At 59.9% G+C, this 19443-nt stretch carries 19 protein-coding genes; 15 read left to right on the top strand and 4 right to left on the bottom strand.

Annotated features, from left to right (window positions below):
* Positions 1-12 precede the first annotated feature (12 nt).
* From rplU to BMZ10_RS17045, 5 genes are all read left to right on the top strand, one after another.
* Positions 13-327, top strand: coding sequence for a 50S ribosomal protein L21 (gene rplU, locus BMZ10_RS17065; protein ID WP_093464734.1), 315 nt, complete (start codon positions 13-15; stop codon positions 325-327).
* Positions 328-364: 37 nt separating this feature from the next.
* The gene (gene rpmA / locus BMZ10_RS17060) at positions 365-637 is read left to right on the top strand and encodes a 50S ribosomal protein L27 (protein ID WP_093464730.1); all 273 of its coding nucleotides are present in this window, start codon (positions 365-367) and stop codon (positions 635-637) included.
* A gap of 212 nt (positions 638-849) precedes the next feature.
* On the top strand, positions 850-2073 hold the full coding sequence (gene cgtA, locus BMZ10_RS17055) for an Obg family GTPase CgtA (RefSeq protein WP_093464725.1): 1224 nt from the start codon (positions 850-852) through the stop codon (positions 2071-2073).
* Positions 2074-2158: 85 nt separating this feature from the next.
* Positions 2159-3277 (top strand): glutamate 5-kinase, encoded by a 1119-nt coding sequence (proB, locus tag BMZ10_RS17050; protein ID WP_093464722.1) that lies wholly within the window; start codon positions 2159-2161, stop codon positions 3275-3277.
* A 28-nt stretch (positions 3278-3305) separates the two neighbouring features.
* The gene (locus tag BMZ10_RS17045; RefSeq protein WP_093464719.1) at positions 3306-3776 is read left to right on the top strand and encodes a CreA family protein; all 471 of its coding nucleotides are present in this window, start codon (positions 3306-3308) and stop codon (positions 3774-3776) included.
* Between the two features lie 175 nt (positions 3777-3951).
* Here the strand turns inward: BMZ10_RS17045 and rpsT are convergent, their stop codons facing one another.
* A complete protein-coding gene (gene rpsT, locus BMZ10_RS17040) occupies positions 3952-4230 on the bottom strand; it encodes a 30S ribosomal protein S20 (RefSeq protein ID WP_007924739.1) in 279 nt (92 codons plus the stop codon).
* Between the two features lie 250 nt (positions 4231-4480).
* On the opposite strand from rpsT, the gene murJ reads away from it, so the two are divergent.
* From murJ to ispH, 6 genes are all read left to right on the top strand, one after another.
* The gene (gene murJ / locus BMZ10_RS17030; RefSeq protein ID WP_093465597.1) at positions 4481-6025 is read left to right on the top strand and encodes a murein biosynthesis integral membrane protein MurJ; all 1545 of its coding nucleotides are present in this window, start codon (positions 4481-4483) and stop codon (positions 6023-6025) included.
* 118 nt (positions 6026-6143) lie between these two features.
* Complete coding sequence (gene ribF / locus BMZ10_RS17025; protein ID WP_093464716.1) at positions 6144-7079, top strand: bifunctional riboflavin kinase/FAD synthetase; 936 nt, start codon at positions 6144-6146, stop codon at positions 7077-7079.
* A 13-nt stretch (positions 7080-7092) separates the two neighbouring features.
* Positions 7093-9924 carry an isoleucine--tRNA ligase gene (gene ileS, locus BMZ10_RS17020; protein WP_093464713.1) on the top strand — a complete coding sequence of 944 codons (2832 nt, stop codon included), beginning with the start codon at positions 7093-7095 and terminating at the stop codon, positions 9922-9924.
* Positions 9917-10429 (top strand): signal peptidase II, encoded by a 513-nt coding sequence (gene lspA / locus BMZ10_RS17015; protein ID WP_093464710.1) that lies wholly within the window; start codon positions 9917-9919, stop codon positions 10427-10429. Before ileS ends, lspA begins: the two co-directional genes overlap by 8 nt.
* The gene (fkpB, locus tag BMZ10_RS17010) at positions 10422-10889 is read left to right on the top strand and encodes an FKBP-type peptidyl-prolyl cis-trans isomerase (protein ID WP_093464707.1); all 468 of its coding nucleotides are present in this window, start codon (positions 10422-10424) and stop codon (positions 10887-10889) included. Before lspA ends, fkpB begins: the two co-directional genes overlap by 8 nt.
* Before the next feature lie 82 nt (positions 10890-10971).
* A complete protein-coding gene (gene ispH / locus BMZ10_RS17005; RefSeq protein ID WP_093464704.1) occupies positions 10972-11919 on the top strand; it encodes a 4-hydroxy-3-methylbut-2-enyl diphosphate reductase in 948 nt (315 codons plus the stop codon).
* 6 nt (positions 11920-11925) lie between these two features.
* Here ispH and BMZ10_RS17000 read toward each other — a convergent pair whose 3' ends face one another.
* Positions 11926-12429: a GspH/FimT family pseudopilin gene (locus BMZ10_RS17000; RefSeq protein WP_093465594.1), complete on the bottom strand. Its 504-nt coding sequence runs from the start codon at positions 12427-12429 to the stop codon at positions 11926-11928.
* A 168-nt stretch (positions 12430-12597) separates the two neighbouring features.
* Between BMZ10_RS17000 and pilV the strand changes: the two genes are divergently transcribed.
* Genes pilV through BMZ10_RS16980 form a run of 4 tightly spaced genes read left to right on the top strand, consistent with a single transcriptional unit; the run spans position 12598 to position 14685 of the window.
* A complete protein-coding gene (pilV, locus tag BMZ10_RS16995) occupies positions 12598-13053 on the top strand; it encodes a type IV pilus modification protein PilV (protein WP_093464701.1) in 456 nt (151 codons plus the stop codon).
* Positions 13050-13751, top strand: a complete 702-nt coding sequence (locus BMZ10_RS16990) for a PilW family protein (RefSeq protein WP_093464698.1) — start codon at positions 13050-13052, stop codon at positions 13749-13751. The genes pilV and BMZ10_RS16990 overlap by 4 nt, the downstream gene beginning before the upstream one ends.
* 11 nt (positions 13752-13762) lie before the next feature.
* A complete protein-coding gene (locus BMZ10_RS16985) occupies positions 13763-14251 on the top strand; it encodes a pilus assembly PilX family protein (RefSeq protein WP_093464695.1) in 489 nt (162 codons plus the stop codon).
* 11 nt (positions 14252-14262) lie between these two features.
* Positions 14263-14685 (top strand): type IV pilin protein, encoded by a 423-nt coding sequence (locus BMZ10_RS16980; RefSeq protein ID WP_093464692.1) that lies wholly within the window; start codon positions 14263-14265, stop codon positions 14683-14685.
* Between the two features lie 5 nt (positions 14686-14690).
* Here BMZ10_RS16980 and BMZ10_RS16975 read toward each other — a convergent pair whose 3' ends face one another.
* Positions 14691-15098 carry a type IV pilin protein gene (locus BMZ10_RS16975; RefSeq protein ID WP_093464689.1) on the bottom strand — a complete coding sequence of 136 codons (408 nt, stop codon included), beginning with the start codon at positions 15096-15098 and terminating at the stop codon, positions 14691-14693.
* An 11-nt stretch (positions 15099-15109) separates the two neighbouring features.
* Positions 15110-19441: a pilus assembly protein gene (locus BMZ10_RS16970; RefSeq protein ID WP_093464686.1), complete on the bottom strand. Its 4332-nt coding sequence runs from the start codon at positions 19439-19441 to the stop codon at positions 15110-15112.
* Positions 19442-19443 lie beyond the last annotated feature (2 nt).

Here is a 19443-nt window from a genome sequence, read left to right as displayed (position 1 = left end):
CGGAGATATACCATGTCGTACGCAGTAATCGTTACTGGTGGCAAGCAGTACAAAGTCGCCCCAGGTGAATACCTGAAAATTGAAAAACTGGAAGTCGCTACTGGCGAAACCGTTACCTTCGACCGCGTTCTGCTGGTTGCCAATGGTGACGACGTCAATATCGGCGCTCCAGTCGTTGCCGGTGCTACCGTTGTGGCTGAAGTGATCTCCCAGGGTCGTCACGATAAAGTCCGCATCATCAAGTTCCGTCGCCGTAAGCACCACATGAAGCGTATGGGCCACCGCCAGTGGTTCACCGAGATCAAAATCACCGGTATCCAGGCCTGATTTTTCAGCCTGATACCCTAATAGGAGTATTGAACTCATGGCACACAAAAAAGCTGGTGGTAGTACCCGTAACGGTCGCGACTCAGAAGCCAAACGCCTTGGCGTGAAGATGTATGGCGGCCAGGTAATCGTTCCGGGCAACATCATCGTGCGTCAGCGCGGCACCCAATTCCACGCTGGCTACGGCGTTGGCATGGGCAAGGATCACACCCTGTTCGCTAAAGTCGAAGGCGTGATCAAGTTCGAAGTCAAAGGCGCCTTCGGTCGTCGCTACGTAAGCATCGTGCCTAAGGCTCAAGCCGCGGCATAATCTTGCGTTAGCAGATCAAGCCCTGTCTCGCGACAGGGCTTTTTCGTTTGTAGGGACTGTGCAAAATTGGTCGGTGAGTCTCTTGCAAAGCTGTTTGTGTGGGCCGTTGTGGTGTGAAGCGCTGGTTTTTGATCGGTACCGCAACGCTCATCTTTGCAAGAGCCTTATGAATTTATGTTGTTTGCTCGTCTTTGTGACGGGAGGCGTGCGTTATGAAATTTGTTGATGAAGTATCCATTCGGGTGAAAGCCGGTGACGGCGGCAACGGTTGCATGAGCTTCCGTCGCGAAAAATTCATCGAAAACGGTGGTCCGAACGGCGGTGATGGTGGTGACGGTGGCTCGATCTACATGGTCGCCGACGAGAACCTCAACACGTTGGTCGATTATCGCTACACCCGTCACTTCGATGCGGAGCGTGGCTCCAATGGCGGCAGCACCGATTGCACCGGTCGCAAAGGTGAAGACCTGATCCTGCGCGTGCCGGTCGGCACGACCGTGATCGATGCCAGCACCCAGGAAATCATCGGTGACCTGACCAAAGCCGGTCAGCGTCTGTTGGTGGTGCAGGGTGGTTGGCACGGCTTGGGTAACACCCGCTTCAAATCCAGTACCAACCGCGCGCCGCGTCAGACCACGCCGGGCAAGCCGGGCGAGCAGCGTGACCTGAAACTGGAAATGAAAGTGCTGGCGGACGTCGGTCTGCTGGGCTTGCCGAACGCAGGCAAAAGTACTTTCATTCGTTCGGTCTCGGCCGCCAAGCCGAAAGTTGCCGACTATCCGTTCACCACGCTGGTGCCGAACCTGGGTGTGGTCAGTGTCGATCGCTGGAAAAGCTTCGTTATCGCTGACATTCCGGGGCTGATCGAGGGTGCGTCCGATGGCGCAGGCCTGGGTATTCGCTTCCTCAAGCACCTGGCGCGTACTCGTCTGTTGCTGCACCTCGTCGACATGGCGCCGCTGGATGAGTCCAATCCGGCTGATGCTGCCGAGGTCATCGTCAACGAGTTGGTCAAGTTCAGCCCGGCGCTGTCGGATCGTGATCGCTGGCTGGTCTTGAACAAGTGCGACATGCTGCCGGAAGATCAGCATGAAGCGGTCAAGGCGCAGATTGTCGAGCGTCTGCAATGGACTGGCCCGGTGTACATGATTTCGGCAATTGCCAAACAGGGCACCGAGCGTCTGAGCCACGACATCATGCGTTACCTCGAAGATCGCGCCGACCGTCTGGCCAATGATCCGGCCTACGCCGAAGAGTTGGCCGAGCTGGATCAGCGTATCGAAGACGAGGCCCGTGCCCAACTGCAAGCGCTGGACGACAAGCGTGCACTGCGCCGCAGTGGCGTGAAGAGCGTGCACGACATGGGCGATGACGATTGGGATGATGATTTCGAGGACGATGAAGATGGTCCGGAAATCATTTACGTCCGTGAATGATCGAGTGAAGTAAACTACAACGCCGCTTTGATAGCGGCGTTTTAGTATGTCGAATTCGGATTCTCTGGCTTAAGGTTGAACGATCATGCGGAGCAAGGTGACAGGTGCCCAGCGTTGGGTTGTCAAGATCGGAAGTGCGCTGCTGACGGCGGACGGCAAGGGTCTGGACCGCAACGCGATGGGTGTTTGGGTCGAGCAGATGGTGGCGCTGCATGAGGCGGGCGTCGAACTGGTTCTGGTCTCTTCCGGCGCGGTGGCTGCCGGCATGAGTCGTCTGGGCTGGGCTGCACGACCGAGTGCCATGCATGAGCTTCAGGCGGCTGCGGCTATCGGTCAGATGGGCTTGGTGCAGGCGTGGGAGTCCAGCTTTGCGGAATACCAGCGGCATACGGCGCAGATTCTCCTGACCCATGACGATCTTTCCGACCGCAAGCGCTACCTCAACGCACGCAGCACGCTGCGCACGCTGGTCGAGCTGGGTGTCGTGCCCGTGATCAACGAGAACGACACTGTCGTCACTGACGAGATTCGTTTCGGCGACAACGACACCTTGGCTGCGCTGGTCGCCAACCTGGTCGAGGCTGATCTGTTGGTCATTCTGACTGACCGCGACGGCATGTTCGACGCCGATCCTCGCAACAATCCCGAGGCGCAACTGATCTACGAGGCGCGTGCCGATGATCCTGCGCTCGACGCCGTTGCCGGTGGCACTGGCGGGGCGCTGGGGCGTGGTGGCATGCAGACCAAGCTGCGTGCGGCGCGTCTGGCGGCGCGGTCAGGCGCGCACACGGTCATCGTTGGTGGCCGCATCGAGCGGGTGCTGGCGCGTCTGAAGGCTGGGGAGCGTCTGGGTACGTTGTTGTCTCCGGAGCGCGGCATGCTCGCCGCCCGCAAGCAATGGCTGGCAGGGCACCTGCAGACCCGAGGCACGCTGGTGCTCGACGATGGTGCCGTGAAGGCCCTTACCGAGAGCAACAAGAGCTTGTTGCCTGTGGGGGTGAAGATTGTGCAGGGCAGTTTCCGCCGCGGTGAAATGGTGGTGTGTGTGGCGGCCGATGGACGAGAAATCGCGCGTGGCCTGAGCAATTACAGTGCGCTGGAAGCACAAAAGATCATCGGTCTGCCGTCCGATGCGATCGTCAGGGAGCTGGGCTATATGGCCGAGCCGGAGCTGGTTCATCGCGACAACCTGATTCTGGTCTGAATCCGGTCACTAATAGAAGGAAGTTGTGATGCGAGCGCTGAAAGGGATGGTGGGTGCATTGTTGATGCTGCCCTTGCTGGCATCGGCCGAAGAGATCGGTCAGGTGTCGACGGTTTTCAAGTTTGTCGGGCCGAATGACCGGATCGTCGTCGAGGCATTCGACGATCCCAAGGTGGACGGGGTGACGTGCTACTTGTCCCGCGCCAAGACCGGCGGGCTCAAAGGTGGGCTGGGTCTGGCGGAAGATCGGGCCGAGGCGTCCATCGCCTGTCGCCAGGTCGGGCCGATTCACTTCAAGGAAGAGCTCAAGGATGGCGATGAGGTCTTCAAGGAGCGCACATCGCTGGTCTTCAAGACCATGCAGGTGGTGCGTTTCCTGGACAAGAAACGCAATACGCTGGTGTACCTCGTTTACAGCGATCGTGTGATCGAGGGCAGTCCACAGAATGCGGTGACGGCAATCCCGATTCTGCCGTGGTCCCCAGCGCCCGCGCCTTGATGGCGTGCTCGAATGGAGGTCTCGGCTTGCATCAATGGCTGGCTGGGGCCTTCAGGCCTGGCGCAGGCAAGTCGCGTTTCTCCATGTGTTGCAGCAAGTCATGAGCTGGTCATGCGCAAGAATCGCAGGCAATAAAAAACCGACCCTGAGGTCGGTTTTTTAACAAGCGGGTCGCTTAGGCTGCAGCAGCAAGGTTCAGAGCCTTGATGTGGCCATTCAGGCGGCCTTTATGGCGAGCAGCTTTGTTCTTGTGGATGATGCCTTTATCGGCCATACGGTCGATAACTGGCACGGCCAGAACATAAGCAGCTTGCGCTTTTTCAGCGTCTTTTGCGTCGATGGCTTTGACTACGTTCTTGATGTAGGTACGAACCATGGAACGCAGGCTGGCGTTGTGGCTGCGACGCTTCTCAGCCTGTTTTGCACGTTTTTTGGCGGAAGGTGAGTTGGCCACCGTCGAGCTCCTCGAAAGACTTGGGAAATAGCTAACAAAATAGGCCGCGAATCATGCCGATGAGTTTGATGCTTGTCAAGGGCAGTTGATGCGTTCCGCTGAGTGGTCGCAGTGTGATGCCGAGGTGATTTCTTTCCGGCGTACGACCTGTAAACTCGCGGTTTTTGGCTCAGTGCTGTTTTGCGGCGCGGAGTATCGCATAAATGGATCGCGCTTTGGCGCTTCCTTTGGTCGGGCGCACAACCTTTAGATGAACCTACTCAAATCGCTAGCCGCCGTCAGCTCTATCACAATGCTTTCGCGGGTGCTGGGCTTTGTCCGCGACACGATCATCGCCCGGGCGTTTGGCGCCGGAATGGCGACCGATGCCTTCTTCATCGCCTTCAAACTGCCCAACCTGTTGCGCCGGATTTTCGCCGAAGGCGCCTTCTCGCAGGCGTTCGTGCCGATTCTGGCTGAATATAAAAGCCAGCAGGGCGAGGAGGCCACTCGCACCTTTGTCGCGTACGTCACGGGGATGCTGACCCTGGCGCTGGCGCTGGTCACAGTGCTGGGCATTATTTTCGCGCCGTGGGTCATCTGGGCGACTGCGCCCGGCTTTGCCGACACCCCCGAAAAGTTTCAGCTGACGTCCGATCTGCTGCGCGTGACGTTTCCTTATATATTGCTGATCTCGCTGTCCTCGCTGGCCGGCGCCATCCTTAATACCTGGAATCGCTTCTCGGTCCCTGCGTTCGTGCCGACGCTGCTGAACCTGGCGATGATCTTCTTTGCGCTGTTCCTCACCCCGTATTTCAATCCACCGGTCATGACCCTGGGCTGGGCCGTGCTGGCGGGCGGATTGCTTCAACTGCTTTATCAACTGCCGCATCTGAAGAAGATCGGAATGCTCGTTCTGCCGCGCATCAACCTGCGCGATACCGGCGTGTGGCGAGTGATGAAACAGATGCTGCCGGCGATGCTCGGCGTGTCAGTCAGCCAGATATCGTTGATCATCAATACGATTTTCGCATCGTTTCTCGTGGCCGGTTCAGTGTCGTGGATGTATTACGCCGACCGTTTGATGGAGCTGCCATCGGGCGTGCTGGGTGTTGCGCTGGGTACGATTCTGCTGCCGATTCTTTCCAAGACCTACGCGAGCAAGGATCGGCATGAATATTCGCGGATTCTCGACTGGGGGCTGCGCCTGTGCTTCCTGCTGGTGCTGCCGTGTACGCTGGCGCTGGGCCTGCTCGCCGAGCCGCTGACCGTTTCGCTGTTTCAGTACGGCAAATTCGATGGCGAAGACGCGGCGATGACTCAGCGGGCGCTGGTGGCTTATTCGGTCGGCTTGCTCGGCATCATCGTGATCAAAGTCCTCGCGCCGGGCTTTTATGCGCAGCAGAATATTCGCACGCCCGTAAAGATCGCGATCTTCACCCTCATCGTGACCCAGTTGTTCAATGTGTTGTTCGTCTATGTCATCCACTTGGCCCACGCCGGTCTGGCGCTGGCGATCAGCATGGGGGCCTGCCTCAATGCAGCGCTGTTGTTCTGGCAGTTGCGTCGGCAGGATCTGTTCCAGCCGCAGCCAGGCTGGGCGATTTTCCTGATCAAGCTGGTTGTTGCGGTGTCGGTGATGTCTGCCGTGCTACTGGGGCTGATGCAGGTGATGCCTTCCTGGTCAGACGGGCAGATGCTCCAGCGCTTCCTGCGGCTGGGCGTGCTGGTGGCCGCCGGGATCGGCGCGTATTTCGGGACATTGCTGCTGTTGGGTTTCCGCCTCAGGCATTTCGCCCGCAAGGCGATCTTGTAGGATCAGTCGTCGGTTTTTGCCGGTTAACGTCGATTGTTGCGGTTTGCCCGGATCTGTCGCCTGTCGTTGACGACGGTGTGTGGTTATAATCGGCCACTTTATGAGCAAGAAGCGCGTTATGCAGCTGGTTCGAGGCCTTCACAATCTGCGCCCCCAGCATCGGGGCTGCGTCGCCACCATTGGCAATTTCGACGGTGTTCACCGTGGTCACCAGGCTATTCTGGCGCGACTGCGTGAGCGTGCCGTGGAGTTGGGCCTGCCCAGTTGCGTGGTGATCTTCGAACCGCAGCCGCGTGAGTTCTTCGCGCCCGAGACCGCTCCTGCGCGTCTGGCCCGGCTGCGTGACAAGCTCGATCTGCTCGCCGCCGAGGGCGTCGATCTGGTGTTGTGTCTGGCGTTCAACCAGCGCCTGAGCAAGCTCAGCGCCGCCGAGTTCGTCGACACGGTGCTGATAGACGGCTTGGGTGTGAAACACCTGGAAGTGGGTGACGACTTCCGATTTGGCTGTGATCGGGTCGGCGATTTCGACTTTCTGATGAAGGTCGGCGCGCAAAAGGGATTCACCGTCGAAGCGGCGCAGACCGTGGAGATCGACGGCGGCCGTGTCAGCAGCACTCAGGTCCGCAACGCCCTGGCTGCCGCCGATTTCGCGTTGGCCGCGCGTCTGTTGGGCCGACCGTTCGAGATTTCCGGACGTGTGCTGCATGGGCAGAAACTGGCGCGCCAGCTGGGCACGCCTACAGCCAACGTGCAATTGAAGCGTCGTCGCGTGCCGTTGACCGGTGTCTATCTGGTCAGTGCCGAAATCGACGGCAAGGTATGGCCCGGCGTCGCCAACATCGGCGTGCGCCCGACCGTGGCAGGGGACGGACGTCCTCACCTTGAGATTCACCTTCTGGATTTTGCCGGCGATATCTATGGCCGGCGCTTGACGGTGGTATTCCACCAAAAGCTGCGTGATGAGCAGCGTTTCGCCTCCCTTGAGGCGCTGAAGACGGCGATCGATGCGGATGTCGCTGCCGCCCGTGCCCATTGGGGCATGGTCAACCGCTAACTTAGAGCTTGAAATGACCGACTACAAAGCCACGCTTAATCTTCCGGACACCGCCTTCCCGATGAAGGCCGGCCTGCCCCAGCGCGAGCCGCAAACTCTGCAGCGCTGGGACAGCATTGGCCTGTACCAGAAGCTGCGTGAAATTGGCAAGGATCGTCCAAAGTTCGTCTTGCACGACGGCCCTCCGTACGCCAACGGCAACATCCACATCGGTCATGCGGTCAACAAGATTCTCAAGGACATGATCGTCCGTTCGAAGACCCTTTCGGGCTTCGACGCGCCTTATGTTCCGGGTTGGGACTGCCACGGTCTGCCGATCGAGCACAAGGTCGAGGTCACCCACGGCAAGAACCTGCCTGCGGACAAGACCCGCGAACTGTGCCGTGCTTACGCGGCCGAGCAGATCGAAGGCCAGAAGTCCGAGTTCATCCGTCTGGGTGTGCTGGGCGACTGGGCCAATCCGTATCGCACCATGGACTTCACCAACGAAGCCGGAGAAATCCGCGCGCTGGCGGAAATGGTCAAGCACGGTTTCGTGTTCAAGGGCCTGAAGCCCGTCAACTGGTGCTTCGACTGCGCGTCGGCACTGGCCGAAGCCGAAGTCGAATATCAGGACAAGAAGTCGTCGACCATCGACGTTGCCTTCCCGATCGCAGACGCCGACAAGCTCGCCGCCGCGTTCGGCCTGCCGAGCCTGAGCAAACCCGCCGCGATCGTGATCTGGACCACCACCCCGTGGACCATCCCGGCGAACCAGGCGCTTAACGTTCATCCCGAGTTCAACTACGCGCTGGTCGATACCGGTGAGCGCCTGCTGGTGTTGGCCGAAGAGCTGGTCGAAGCCTGCCTCAAGCGCTGGAACCTCGAAGGCACGGTGCTGGCCACCGCTCCAGGTTCGGCCCTGGAACTGATCAATTTCCGCCACCCGTTCTACGATCGTCTGTCGCCGGTGTATCTGGCTGAATACGTCGAACTGGGCGCCGGCACAGGCGTCGTGCATTCCGCGCCCGCTTACGGCGAAGACGACTTCGTGACCTGCAAGCGCTACGGCATGGTCAATGACGACATCCTGACCCCGGTTCAGAGCAATGGCGTCTACGCGCAATCGCTCGAGTTCTTCGGCGGCCAGTTCATCTGGAAAGCCAACCCGGCCATCATCGAAAAACTGCAGGAAGTCGGTTCGCTGTTGCATACCGAAACCATTTCCCACAGTTACATGCATTGCTGGCGCCACAAAACGCCGCTGATCTACCGCGCCACTGCGCAGTGGTTCGTGGGCATGGACAAGCAGCCGACTTCGGGTGACACCCTGCGCAACCGCGCAGTCAAGGCCATCGAAGAAACCAGGTTCGTGCCGGCCTGGGGCCAGGCGCGCCTGCATTCGATGATCGCCAACCGTCCGGACTGGTGCATCTCCCGTCAGCGCAACTGGGGCGTGCCGATCCCGTTTTTCCTGAACAAGGAGAGCGGCGAGCTGCACCCACGCACCGTCGAGCTGATGGAAGAAGTCGCCAAGCGCGTCGAGAACGAAGGCATCGAAGCCTGGTTCAAGATGGACGCCGCTGAACTGCTGGGCGACGAAGCCTCGCAGTACGACAAGATTTCCGACACCCTGGACGTCTGGTTCGATTCGGGCACCACGCACTGGCACGTTCTGCGCGGTTCGCATCCGATGGGCCACGAGACCGGTCCTCGCGCCGACCTGTATCTGGAAGGTTCGGACCAGCATCGCGGCTGGTTCCACTCTTCGCTGCTGACCGGCAGTGCGATCGACGGGCATGCGCCGTATCGCGAACTGCTCACCCACGGCTTCACGGTCGACGAGAACGGCCGCAAGATGTCCAAATCGCTGGGCAACGTCATTGCGCCGCAAAAGGTCAACGACACGCTGGGCGCCGACATCATGCGTCTGTGGGTATCGGCCACCGATTACTCGGGCGAAATGGCCGTGTCGGAAACCATCCTGCAGCGCAGCGCCGATGCATACCGTCGTATCCGCAACACTGCACGTTTCCTGCTCTCGAACCTGACCGGTTTCAATCCGGCCACCGACCTGCTGCCTGCCGATGAGATGCTGGCGCTGGATCGCTGGGCGGTGGATCGCACCCTGTTGCTGCAGCGTGAACTGGAAGAGCATTACAGCGAATACCGCTTCTGGAACGTCTATTCCAAAGTGCACAACTTCTGCGTGCAGGAGCTGGGCGGCTTTTATCTGGACATCATCAAGGACCGCCAGTACACCACCGGCGCCGACAGCAAGGCGCGTCGTTCCTGCCAGACCGCGTTGTTCCATATCTCCGAAGCGCTGGTGCGCTGGATCGCGCCAATCCTGGCATTCACTGCGGACGAGCTGTGGCAATACATGCCGGGCGAACGCAACGAGTCGGTGATGCTCAACACCTGGTATGAAGGCCTGAGCGAGCTGCCGGAAGGCTTCGAGCTGGACCGCGCCTACTGGGATCGGATCATGGCGGTCAAGACCGCGGTCAACAAGGAACTGGAAAACCAGCGGGCGGCGAAAGCCATCGGTGGCAACCTGCAGGCTGAAGTGACCCTTTATGCTGAAGACGACCTGACCGCCGATCTGGGCAAGCTCGGTGACGAACTGCGTTTCGTACTGATCACCTCCAAGGCCAGCGTTGCGCCGTTCGTCAGCGCACCGGCCGATGCCGTGGTCACCGAAGTGGCCGGCTTGAAGCTCAAGGTGGTCAAGTCCGGTTACACCAAGTGCGCACGTTGCTGGCACTTCCGCGAGGACGTCGGCGTTCACGCCGAGCATCCGGAAATCTGCGGTCGTTGTGTCGACAACATCAGCGGTGCTGGCGAGGTCCGTCACTATGCCTAACGCGTCGGCTGGCCGTATGGGCCGCTTGAGCTGGCTGTGGTTGAGCGTGCTGGTCGTGGTCATTGACCAGGCCAGCAAGTTCTACTTCGAGAATCGCCTGGAGTTGTATGAGCAGATCGTCATCCTTCCTGATTACTTCAGTTGGATGCTGGCTTACAACACGGGCGCTGCGTTCAGTTTTCTGGCCGACAGTTCCGGCTGGCAGCGCTGGCTGTTCGCGCTGATCGCCGTGGTGGTGAGCATTGTGCTGATCGTCTGGCTCAAGCGCCTGGGGCGTCACGAGACCTGGCTTGCGATTGCCCTCGCCCTCGTACTGGGCGGAGCGCTCGGCAATCTTTACGACCGGATCTTCATCGGCCACGTCATAGATTTCATCTTCGTGCATTGGAAAGAACACGGCTTCCCGGCCTTCAATGTCGCGGACAGCGCCATCACCGTCGGCGCGATCATGCTTGCTCTGGACATGTTCAAGAGCAAGAAAACTGGAGAAACCGTCAATGACTGAACAGTCGATGACCGACAACGCTGCACAGGAAACACGCATCGGTCAGAACACGGAAGTCACGCTGCATTTCGCGCTGCACCTGGAGAATGGCGACACGGTCGACAGTACGTTCGACAAGGCGCCGGCCACCTTCAAAGTCGGCGACGGCAGCCTGCTGCCTGGCTTCGAGGCGCTCATCTTCGGCTTCAAGGCCGGTGACAAGCGCACCCTCCAGGTCCAGCCGGAAAACGCCTTCGGTCAACCTAACCCGCAGAACGTGCAGATCATGCCCCGCTCGCAGTTCCAGAACATGGAGCTGGCCGAAGGGCTGCTGGTGATCTTCAACGATGCGGCCAATACTGAATTGCCAGGTGTGGTGAAGGCGTTCGACGATGAACAGGTCACCGTTGATTTCAACCATCCGCTGTCCGGCAAAACGTTGACCTTCGAAGTGGAAATCTTCGAGGTGAGGGCGCTCTGAGACATCAGGGAGTCTGTGGCCCCGACATGGCTCGGGGCCTTTTCGTTTTTATGTTTCATTGCGCGTAGATACGAGGCACATCATGCAAATCAAGCTCGCCAACCCACGTGGATTCTGTGCCGGGGTGGACCGTGCGATCGAAATCGTCAATCGCGCGCTGGAAGTGTTTGGCCCGCCGATCTACGTGCGTCATGAAGTGGTTCATAACAAATTCGTCGTCGAAGACCTGCGCAGCCGTGGCGCGGTGTTCGTCGAAGAGCTGGATCAGGTGCCTGACGACGTCATCGTCATTTTCAGCGCCCACGGCGTGTCCCAGGCGGTGCGCAGCGAAGCCGCCGGCCGTGGCTTGAAGGTGTTCGACGCCACATGCCCACTGGTCACCAAGGTTCACATCGAGGTCGCACGCTACAGCCGTGACGGGCGCGAATGCATCCTGATCGGGCACGAAGGCCATCCTGAAGTGGAAGGCACGATGGGGCAGTACGACGCCAGCAATGGCGGCGCGATCTATCTGGTCGAGGATGAGGACGATGTCGCCAGGCTCAATGTGCGCAACCCCGAGAAACTGGCGTTCGTGACCCAGACGACGCTGTCCATGGACGACACCAGTCGGGTCATCGACGCCCTTCGGTCGCGTTTTCCGGCGATCGGCGGTCCTCGCAAGGACGACATTTGTTACGCCACCCAGAACCGTCAGGACGCGGTCAAGCAACTGGCTGACGAGTGCGACGTCGTGCTGGTGGTCGGCAGTCCAAACAGCTCCAACTCCAACCGTCTTCGCGAACTGGCCGAGCGCATGGCGACTCCGGCCTATTTGATCGACGGCGCCGAAGACATGCAGCGCAGCTGGTTCGACGGTGTCGAGCGCATCGGCATCACGGCAGGTGCATCGGCTCCGGAAGTGCTGGTGCGCGGCGTGATCCAGCAGCTGCACGAGTGGGGTGCGACAGGGGCCGACGAGCTGGCGGGACGTGAAGAAAACATCACGTTCTCGATGCCCAAGGAACTGCGCGTCAAGCAGGTTCAGTAACCGGCGTCATGCGCACGGGTCACGGGTGAAACCCTCTTTGCGCAGGTTGACCCGCCCGGTAACGGCGATCGCTACCTGATAATGGCTGGCGGCTGATTCTTTTAAGCACACCGCCAGCGTGCCGTTAGCGTTATTGAGCAAGCGCCCGGTGTTGTCGAAACCGATGCGCGTCATCACCTTGCTGTTGCCCACCACCCTGACGTTGCGCTGGCCTGCGTTCTCGGCCAGCAACGTTTCATCATCGTCGCGAAACTGATTCTGATTGTTATCCACGAAAACCTGCCAGCCTCGGCTCCAGTCATTCTCCAGTGCCTGCATGATCACCGGCTGACTGCGCACGATGGCTTCGGAGCGCGCCATTCGCAGCCCGCTCGCCAACTGATGGGCGGTGTCCTGCCGTCGCTGTGAATCGACCAGCGCGCCGAATGCGGGGATCGCAAGCGTCGCCAGAATCCCGAGCATGAGCAGTCCTGCAAGCAGCTCGATGAGCGTCAGACCTCGTTGCTTCATGTGACCGATCTCCCTGACCGTGGCGCGCCCAAGCAGACGTCACTGCCGTTGCCCTGGCAACCCCGAGGGTGTCAGCCGATATGTCCGCAAGCCGCCGTTACACATCCATCGGGCAAGTTTCCGTGTGTCGACTTCACTGGGGGCTGCACAGGGATTTGGAGGTGTTGAATGCAGGCAGCATCGAGTCAGACAGGGATGACGTTGATTGAGGTTCTGGTCGCACTGTTGATTCTCAGCCTCGGCGTACTGGGGGGCGCGATGCTGCAGCTCGGCGCGCTGAAATACACCGACAGCTCGGCGCGCAGCCTGCAGGTCAGTTTCATTGCCCATGACTTATTCGAGCGCATGCGCGCCAACCCTGAGGGCAATTACGCGCTGGCCTCGCTGGACCAGGCCCCCGTCACCGAAAATCCTGATGTGCCTCGCGATCAGGACCTGTTCGATTTCGCCACCCAGTTGCGGCAACGGCTGGGCGACGATGCTCAAGCCAGCATTGCGCACCAAGGCTCGTCGGTGCGCATGACACTGACCTGGAACGACTCCCGAGCCGGGCAGGACATGGCAGACACGCAGACCTGGACGCTGAGCAGCAGGGTTGGCGCAGAGCCGGGAGCGCGACCATGAAGGCGCGGGTGAAAGGATTCGGGCTGGTGGAAATCCTCTTGGCGCTGGTGCTGGGGCTGGTCATGTCGTTGGCCCTGATGCAGGTATTCGTCAGCGCCAAAAGCACCTACTTGAGTCAGACGTCTTCGGCGGCCATGCAGGAAGATGCCCGTTTCATCCTCAGTAAAATCGTGCGGGAAATCAGCCTTGCCGGCATGTTCGGCTGCCTGTCGAACGTGACGGATGCCAGCAACGGCGGCAGTTTTTCAGAGGCGTTTGACGAGCCTGTCAGGTGGGACGCTAACCGACGTTCGCTGACGCTGGCGACCGCTGCGGTTGAAGGTGGTGGGGCCTGGCACACCTGGGTGGTGCACACGGACTGCGTGTCGGCTGCGACGGCATATTCCAGTGGCAAGGCGCCCGGGGTGGCGGCGGGTGAGCTGGCGCTGCCAATCCGCCGACAGGTCTATCAGTTCAACAAGGCGCGTGGCGAACTGGCGCTGAACGGGCAACCGTTGATCAGTCACGTTCGCGCGTTCAGCGTGCTCTTCGGCGTGGCCCACTCCCGCGATCAGCAAAGCGTCGCGCGCTATGTGGCCGACGCCGACAGCGCCTTGATACGCAGCGTACGCCTGACGCTCACGCTGTTCGACCCCGACGCCCGGATGCCGGAGCAGACCTTCAGCGTGGTTGCGGCTGTTCGCAACCGGCTTGGGTGAGCGGCTTGAAGATGCGTGCCCAACGGGGCGTCGTATTGATCGTCAGTCTGGTGTTTCTGCTGATGCTGACGCTGTTGGCGACGTCGTCGATGCAGAACGCCACGCTTCAGGAGAAGGTCGCGGGCAGCCTCAGACTGAACGTCGCCTCGTTCCAGTCCGCCGAAGCAATCCTGCGGATTGCCGAGGCCACGGTCACCCGACCCGGTTTCGAGCGTGAGCAATGCTCGACTGCCGCCAGCTGTTTGCCGCCGCCAGAGGCATTGACGCTGGTCAGTGGCGGTTCTGCCGGTGGGTCCGGCATAGAGTGGGTTGCGGCGAACGGCGGCTTCTATGGCATTCAGCACTTAGGCAAAACTGACACTCCGGCAGGCGTGGCGCCAGGAGAAGGGCCGTGGACGTTGTACCGCGTCACCGCCGTGGGCCTTCAGGGCTCGTCGCGAACCGTGCTGGAGAGCGTGCACACCGAGCAGCGCCGCATCATGTGGCGGCAACGGCGATGAGGGGAGGCACAATGTCTGTGTGCAGCAGAGGCTTCACGTTGATCGAGCTGCTGGTGGTGGTCGCCATCATCGGAATTCTCGCCGTGGTGGCTTATCCGCAGTACAGCGAGTACAGCAAGAAGGCGCGTCGCACCGAGATCGCCGCCTTGCTGGTGGACGAAGCGCAGAAGCTTGAGCGATTTCACTCACGGGCAGGGCAGTATTCCGATGTCACGGGGCCGCCGGCTTTCAGCCATCAACCCTCCGTGGGCAACCGGTTTTACGCCATCGAGACAGAGCGCTCCGAGCGCGCTTTCGTCCTTACGGCCCGACCGATTGCGGGCACGCCGATGGCTGGCGACCGCTGCGCGAGCTTCGTGCTGGATAACACGGGCAGGCGCGATAATGAGGGGATGTCGGGCGGTGCCAGTGTGCAGGGTTGTTGGGGGCGTTAGCTGCCTTACTTCCAACAGTCAGCTGGAGTCTTGGTGCCGTCCTGGGTGATGCTCAGCGTCCCGCAGCTGTCGGCAGTCTGGGCATTAATCGGCGTCGCCTGCAGGGTGTAAGTCGTGGGAGTGGGGGTGCCGGAAAAGCTCAGAGTGTACTTGTTGTTAATCGAGTTGGCGTTCGTGATTCCGATTTTCTCCAGCGCCGGTGCTGGCACGGCGTAACTGTTGTTCTGAGCATAGTAGCGCTCCATACGGGCAACTGCGTCAGTGAGCATCGCCATTCCTTCAGACCGATATCCGCGTATTACATATTTCGTATAAGCCGGATACGCGATGGTCGCCAGAATCGCGACGATGGCGACGGTGATCATCAGCTCGATCAGGGTGAAACCGCGTTGCGAGTGTTTTGAACGATGCATTGAATACTGCCTCATTGCGCAGGATAAGGAATGACGCGCCAGTTCTGACGACCGACGTAGCCCGTACCGGTGTTGACGATGATCGAATCGCCGTCCGAAGGCGTCGATGTTTTCTGATCACCCGTGGAACTGATAGCCACGCCGCCAGCTGCCATGCTGATGCCACTCACCACGTTGTCGTTGTAATTGTCGGCCGTCGAAATGGTGCCGTTACGACGCAGGTTGAACACAGTGAAAGTGGTCCTGCCACCGGTGGTCGGGTCCAGACCGTACTCCCAGCCACTGACGCCAGGGCTGCAGACATCGGTGCTTGGCGTACGGGTCGAGGCGAACAGAACACTGCCGCTGATACTCAGCGGATCCACCATGCGTTCGCCCAACAAGGCGTTGTTGACGGTCAGGTTGAGGTACCAGCCGGACTTGGTGGTCCAGTCCACCGGGTTGGTGCTTACGAGGCGGATGTTGTTGGTCGCCGAGCCGAAGACCGCGTTATTGACCTGTGAAGTGATTGTCTGTTGTTGCAGGCTTGATCTGGCCAGGACCGGTGTGGAAGCGGCGGCTGCGCCGGCTGTCTGCTTGTCCCAGATCCCATAAAGCGTTTGCAGATCCGTACTGGTTTTATCCGCCGAAGTGAAATAACGGCCTGTGCCGAAGATGACGATCGTCCCGGCAGAGGAGGGGTGAGCCACGACGGTAGGTGCCGCCGTGATCGACTGCACCGCTGCACCTGAAGCATCGCTGACGGTGGCGGTGTACAGCGGTTTGTTACCGAATGCCACCTTGAAGTTGGCCGCTGTCGCGTTGGCGACCAGCGATGAACCGATCAAGTCGAAGCGCCACAGATTGCCCAGCAGGTCACCGGCGTAGACGTAGTCGGCGATACCGTCCGCGTTGGCGTCCAGTACCACGGGCGATGACAGACCGTTGTTGCCTACTACCGAAGTGGTCAGTTTGCTGACGACCCCGCCCGTGGCGGCGTTGAGGACGAACAGCGAGGCGTTGCCATTGTTGCCGTTGTAGCCGTTGCCGACGATGACGGCCCATTCTCCGGTGTGCAAGCGCGAGATCACGGGGGTCGAAAAGGTCGAGCCGAGGTCGACATCGTTCTCCGATGTGAACTCCCACAGCAGGCTGATGCTGTCCGGATTGGTGATGTCCAGCGCGAAGATTTCACGTCCGCCGCCCCCCAGCGTGCCGACCAGAATGGTGCGCCAGGCGCCTGAGATGTAAACGTCCGCGACAACTGGGGTGCCGTCCACGTAGTAACGGTGCAGCGCGGAGTTGCTGTTGTAGTCCTTGTTCGTCAGGGTGCTCAGATTCTGGATGACGGCCGATGGAATGAACGCGAACTTCTCAACGCCTGTCGCGGTATCGAACGCATGGAGCATCCCGTCGTTTGCGCCGACATAGATCTGACCCCGACGATCGTTCTGACTGGTCTTGAATGCGGTGTAGCTGCTGGTGGTGCCAACGGTGCCATTCAGCGTGTCGGCGACGGATGCATCGTACAGCGCGCCGGTGACCACCACCGGCGAAGAGTTCACCAGGTCGCCGATCAACGAGGCGCGCCGACGATACGTCGACGTGGCTTTACTGACATCGCCCTTGATGAAGTCGACCTGGTCGGACGTCAGCGTCGATTGCAGCGCAATGTCGGCGTAGGTCCGGTTTCCCAGATTGGTGTACGTGAATGGCTGCAGGGCATTGCCTGCCTGATTGGCCATCTGGATGTTGCGTTGGTTCCAGGCTGGAACCTGCTGCGAAGCGACCCAGTTCTGGACCGTACTGCCGGTGGGATTGGTCGTGGTGTAAGTGATCGTGGTCTTGATCAGGTCTCCGCTCCAGGTCGCGACGTTGAGGCTGTTCAGATACCGCGATGAAGAGTTTTCGGTGCCCAGCTTAGGTAAAACGGCAGGCGTGGCAACCGAACTGTTCTTCTGCAGAATCTGGTTGAACGCAGACGAAAGCTGGTCTTTCAACGTCGCAGCGTTGCTCACCAGGAAATAATTGTCCGGCGTTCCGCTGGTGTTGGAATCCCATTGGCCGCTGACCGGCAGGCTACTGCTGGTGTTGTTGGCGTCTCCGAAGCCGCCCCATTTCGCTGCGTACCACAGCGGGTCTTTCAGGTTGGTAACAGCGCGGGAAGAGGACGCTGTGAATCGGCGAGGGTGGGTATCGCTGCGCGTCGGGTTGAAAAGGCTACCGTTCGAGCCGTTGCGTCCCGGGAGCAGGTCACTCGTTCCTGTACAAGCCGTACTGGGCGCACAGTCCCCCGGCAATCGGGTGCCTGGCGTATCCAGCGAGTAGTGCTGGTTGCCGTTACCACCGCCGGTGACTTCAAGGTAGATGCCGTCGTTGGTCGTGCCCGAAATGGTGTAGCCCATGTGCGACTCGGCGGCTGACACCGAGTAAGCGGTCTGCAGCGTCACATCGACACTGCCCAATGCGTTGACGGCCACCGTGTACAGGACGATAGCGTCCATGTCGTAGTCGCAACCCTGACCGCAATCGTCGAACACGACCCGAAACACGGCCTGGGCACGACCCTCATTGATGGTCTTATCTGTCGGCTGGCCCGGCATGTTGTACATCGAGTCGATATAGAAGCCGGTAATCTGCTCGGTGACACCGTTGGTCACCTTGCCGAAAGGTACCAGCGTGATGGTGCCGGTACCGACCGGCATCTGAATGCGCGGCAGTGTCGAGGACAGTGCGATGGAGAAGGTCTGCACCTTCTGGTTGCCCAGCGAGGTGATCGGATTGGTGTTGGCATAGTAGGCGACCGCACCGGCGTTGAACGTACCCTGTTTGGTCGGCTCTTCCGGCAGGCCGCGAATGTTACCCAGGCTTGCAGCGGCTTTTGCAGTGGGCGCCGTGTCATTGATGCCGACGGTCTCACCGATGTTGACGTTCTTGCTGCCCGAGCCTACATCGTTGTTCCAGATCGTCTGGCCCAGCGTCTGCACGTTCAGCTTGTTCAGGGCCGTCGTCGCGCTTGGGGAGGCGGTCGAGCTGAATGCACTGCCGGGCAAATCGGAGTCATACGTCGGGTTCACGTCACTGAACAGCGTCTCGAACGGTTTGGAGCAGCTTGGGTAGGTTGGCGTCGTGGCGTCGGCACTGGGCGTGGCCGAGTATGGGTTGGTCCAGGAAGTCAGGCCGCTGAGACCGAGCAACGTGTCCGCCGCGCCGGACAGATAGCCGCTGGTCGGTGTCGTCGCGCCGCTGAAGTAGCGCATGGTTTCGAACATCATTTCTGCCAGCGGGTTACCCCAGTTCGGGCAGTTCGAGTTAGTGATGGTGTTGCCGGACGTGCTGCAACCGGACGAAAACGTCAGGTCATCGAGCGTGCCCACAATCCCGGTGTCGTTGAAGATGCCGGTGGAAGCGTCGATTTCGTTGGAGAAACTGCTGATGGGCTTGCGAATCGCGCCGCCCTGGATGTTGTTCTGATAAGTCCCGGTCATCAGGCCGAAGTACATCTGATTGCCTTCACCGAAGTCGTGAAGGATGCCGGTAGGTTTGTATTTGCCGTTCGGGTACAGCTTGCAGTTGCTCTCGATAAAACCGGTCTTGCACACCTCGACGCGAACCCGATAGTCCGTTGGCGAAACGAAAACGTCCTGGAAACTGGTGTTGGTGGCGTAGGAACCCCCTTGGGTCACTTCGCGGGAAACCCAGCCAAAAATGCGGATGTTCGAGACGTTGGACAGCACGCGCAGCAGCGGGACGCTGGATTGCGTGTTGTTGGCGAACAGCGTGTAGTTGCTGCCGGTCGGGTTGGACAGAGGCGTGTAGTCGGAGAGGTTGTAGCCGTCCACTGTCGGGCTGCGGTATTCCTTGCCCCAGGTGTGAGCGTCGGTGGGAATGTACGCGCGCTGCAGAATCGTCTGGCTTGTACTGTCCGTGCTGCGATAGCCGCCATACAGCACTTTGCGCAGAGCATCGACGCGGGAAGTCGTCAGGTAGTTGAGGTAATCACCGCTCCAGCTTCCCGGGCATTTTTTGAGGTTGGCGACTGTCGTTTTAGACGAGGCAGTGAAATAGTTGTTGCTGTAGGTGTAGCAGGTCAGCGAGTCGAAGTAGCCCAGATAAGTGATCGATGGCTTGTAACGAATATCGATCGAGCCATCACCATCCAGATCCGACGCATCGTTGTACGCCGGGAAGAACAGTTTGTGATCGCGCCCGACCACCAGCATGTTCAGCGGCGGCACCGAGTTGTTGACGAACAGCGGCAGCTGCGCCGGCACCTGACTGACGGCGGCTCGGGCTGCGGTCGGCAAAAGCAGGAGGCAGGCCATGGCAACGATGAAACTGCTGAGCGGATTTGGCTTATTCATGG

It is taken from the genome of Pseudomonas sp. NFR16 (assembly GCF_900108875.1).
Taxonomy (GTDB): Bacteria; Pseudomonadota; Gammaproteobacteria; order Pseudomonadales; family Pseudomonadaceae; genus Aquipseudomonas.
Note: the sequence above shows the minus strand (reverse complement) of the source record. Positions and strands in the feature narration are given on the sequence as shown.

Coding starts and splice junctions, on each gene's coding strand:
- rplU (WP_093464734.1), top strand. CDS start 13: ATGTCGTACGCAGTAATCGTTACTGGTGGCAAGCAGTACAAAGTCGCC.
- rpmA (WP_093464730.1), top strand. CDS start 365: ATGGCACACAAAAAAGCTGGTGGTAGTACCCGTAACGGTCGCGACTCA.
- cgtA (WP_093464725.1), top strand. CDS start 850: ATGAAATTTGTTGATGAAGTATCCATTCGGGTGAAAGCCGGTGACGGC.
- proB (WP_093464722.1), top strand. CDS start 2,159: ATGCGGAGCAAGGTGACAGGTGCCCAGCGTTGGGTTGTCAAGATCGGA.
- BMZ10_RS17045 (WP_093464719.1), top strand. CDS start 3,306: ATGCGAGCGCTGAAAGGGATGGTGGGTGCATTGTTGATGCTGCCCTTG.
- murJ (WP_093465597.1), top strand. CDS start 4,481: ATGAACCTACTCAAATCGCTAGCCGCCGTCAGCTCTATCACAATGCTT.
- ribF (WP_093464716.1), top strand. CDS start 6,144: ATGCAGCTGGTTCGAGGCCTTCACAATCTGCGCCCCCAGCATCGGGGC.
- ileS (WP_093464713.1), top strand. CDS start 7,093: ATGACCGACTACAAAGCCACGCTTAATCTTCCGGACACCGCCTTCCCG.
- lspA (WP_093464710.1), top strand. CDS start 9,917: ATGCCTAACGCGTCGGCTGGCCGTATGGGCCGCTTGAGCTGGCTGTGG.
- fkpB (WP_093464707.1), top strand. CDS start 10,422: ATGACTGAACAGTCGATGACCGACAACGCTGCACAGGAAACACGCATC.
- ispH (WP_093464704.1), top strand. CDS start 10,972: ATGCAAATCAAGCTCGCCAACCCACGTGGATTCTGTGCCGGGGTGGAC.
- BMZ10_RS17000 (WP_093465594.1), bottom strand. CDS start 12,429: ATGAAGCAACGAGGTCTGACGCTCATCGAGCTGCTTGCAGGACTGCTC.
- pilV (WP_093464701.1), top strand. CDS start 12,598: ATGCAGGCAGCATCGAGTCAGACAGGGATGACGTTGATTGAGGTTCTG.
- BMZ10_RS16990 (WP_093464698.1), top strand. CDS start 13,050: ATGAAGGCGCGGGTGAAAGGATTCGGGCTGGTGGAAATCCTCTTGGCG.
- BMZ10_RS16985 (WP_093464695.1), top strand. CDS start 13,763: ATGCGTGCCCAACGGGGCGTCGTATTGATCGTCAGTCTGGTGTTTCTG.
- BMZ10_RS16980 (WP_093464692.1), top strand. CDS start 14,263: ATGTCTGTGTGCAGCAGAGGCTTCACGTTGATCGAGCTGCTGGTGGTG.
- BMZ10_RS16975 (WP_093464689.1), bottom strand. CDS start 15,098: ATGCATCGTTCAAAACACTCGCAACGCGGTTTCACCCTGATCGAGCTG.
- BMZ10_RS16970 (WP_093464686.1), bottom strand. CDS start 19,441: ATGAATAAGCCAAATCCGCTCAGCAGTTTCATCGTTGCCATGGCCTGC.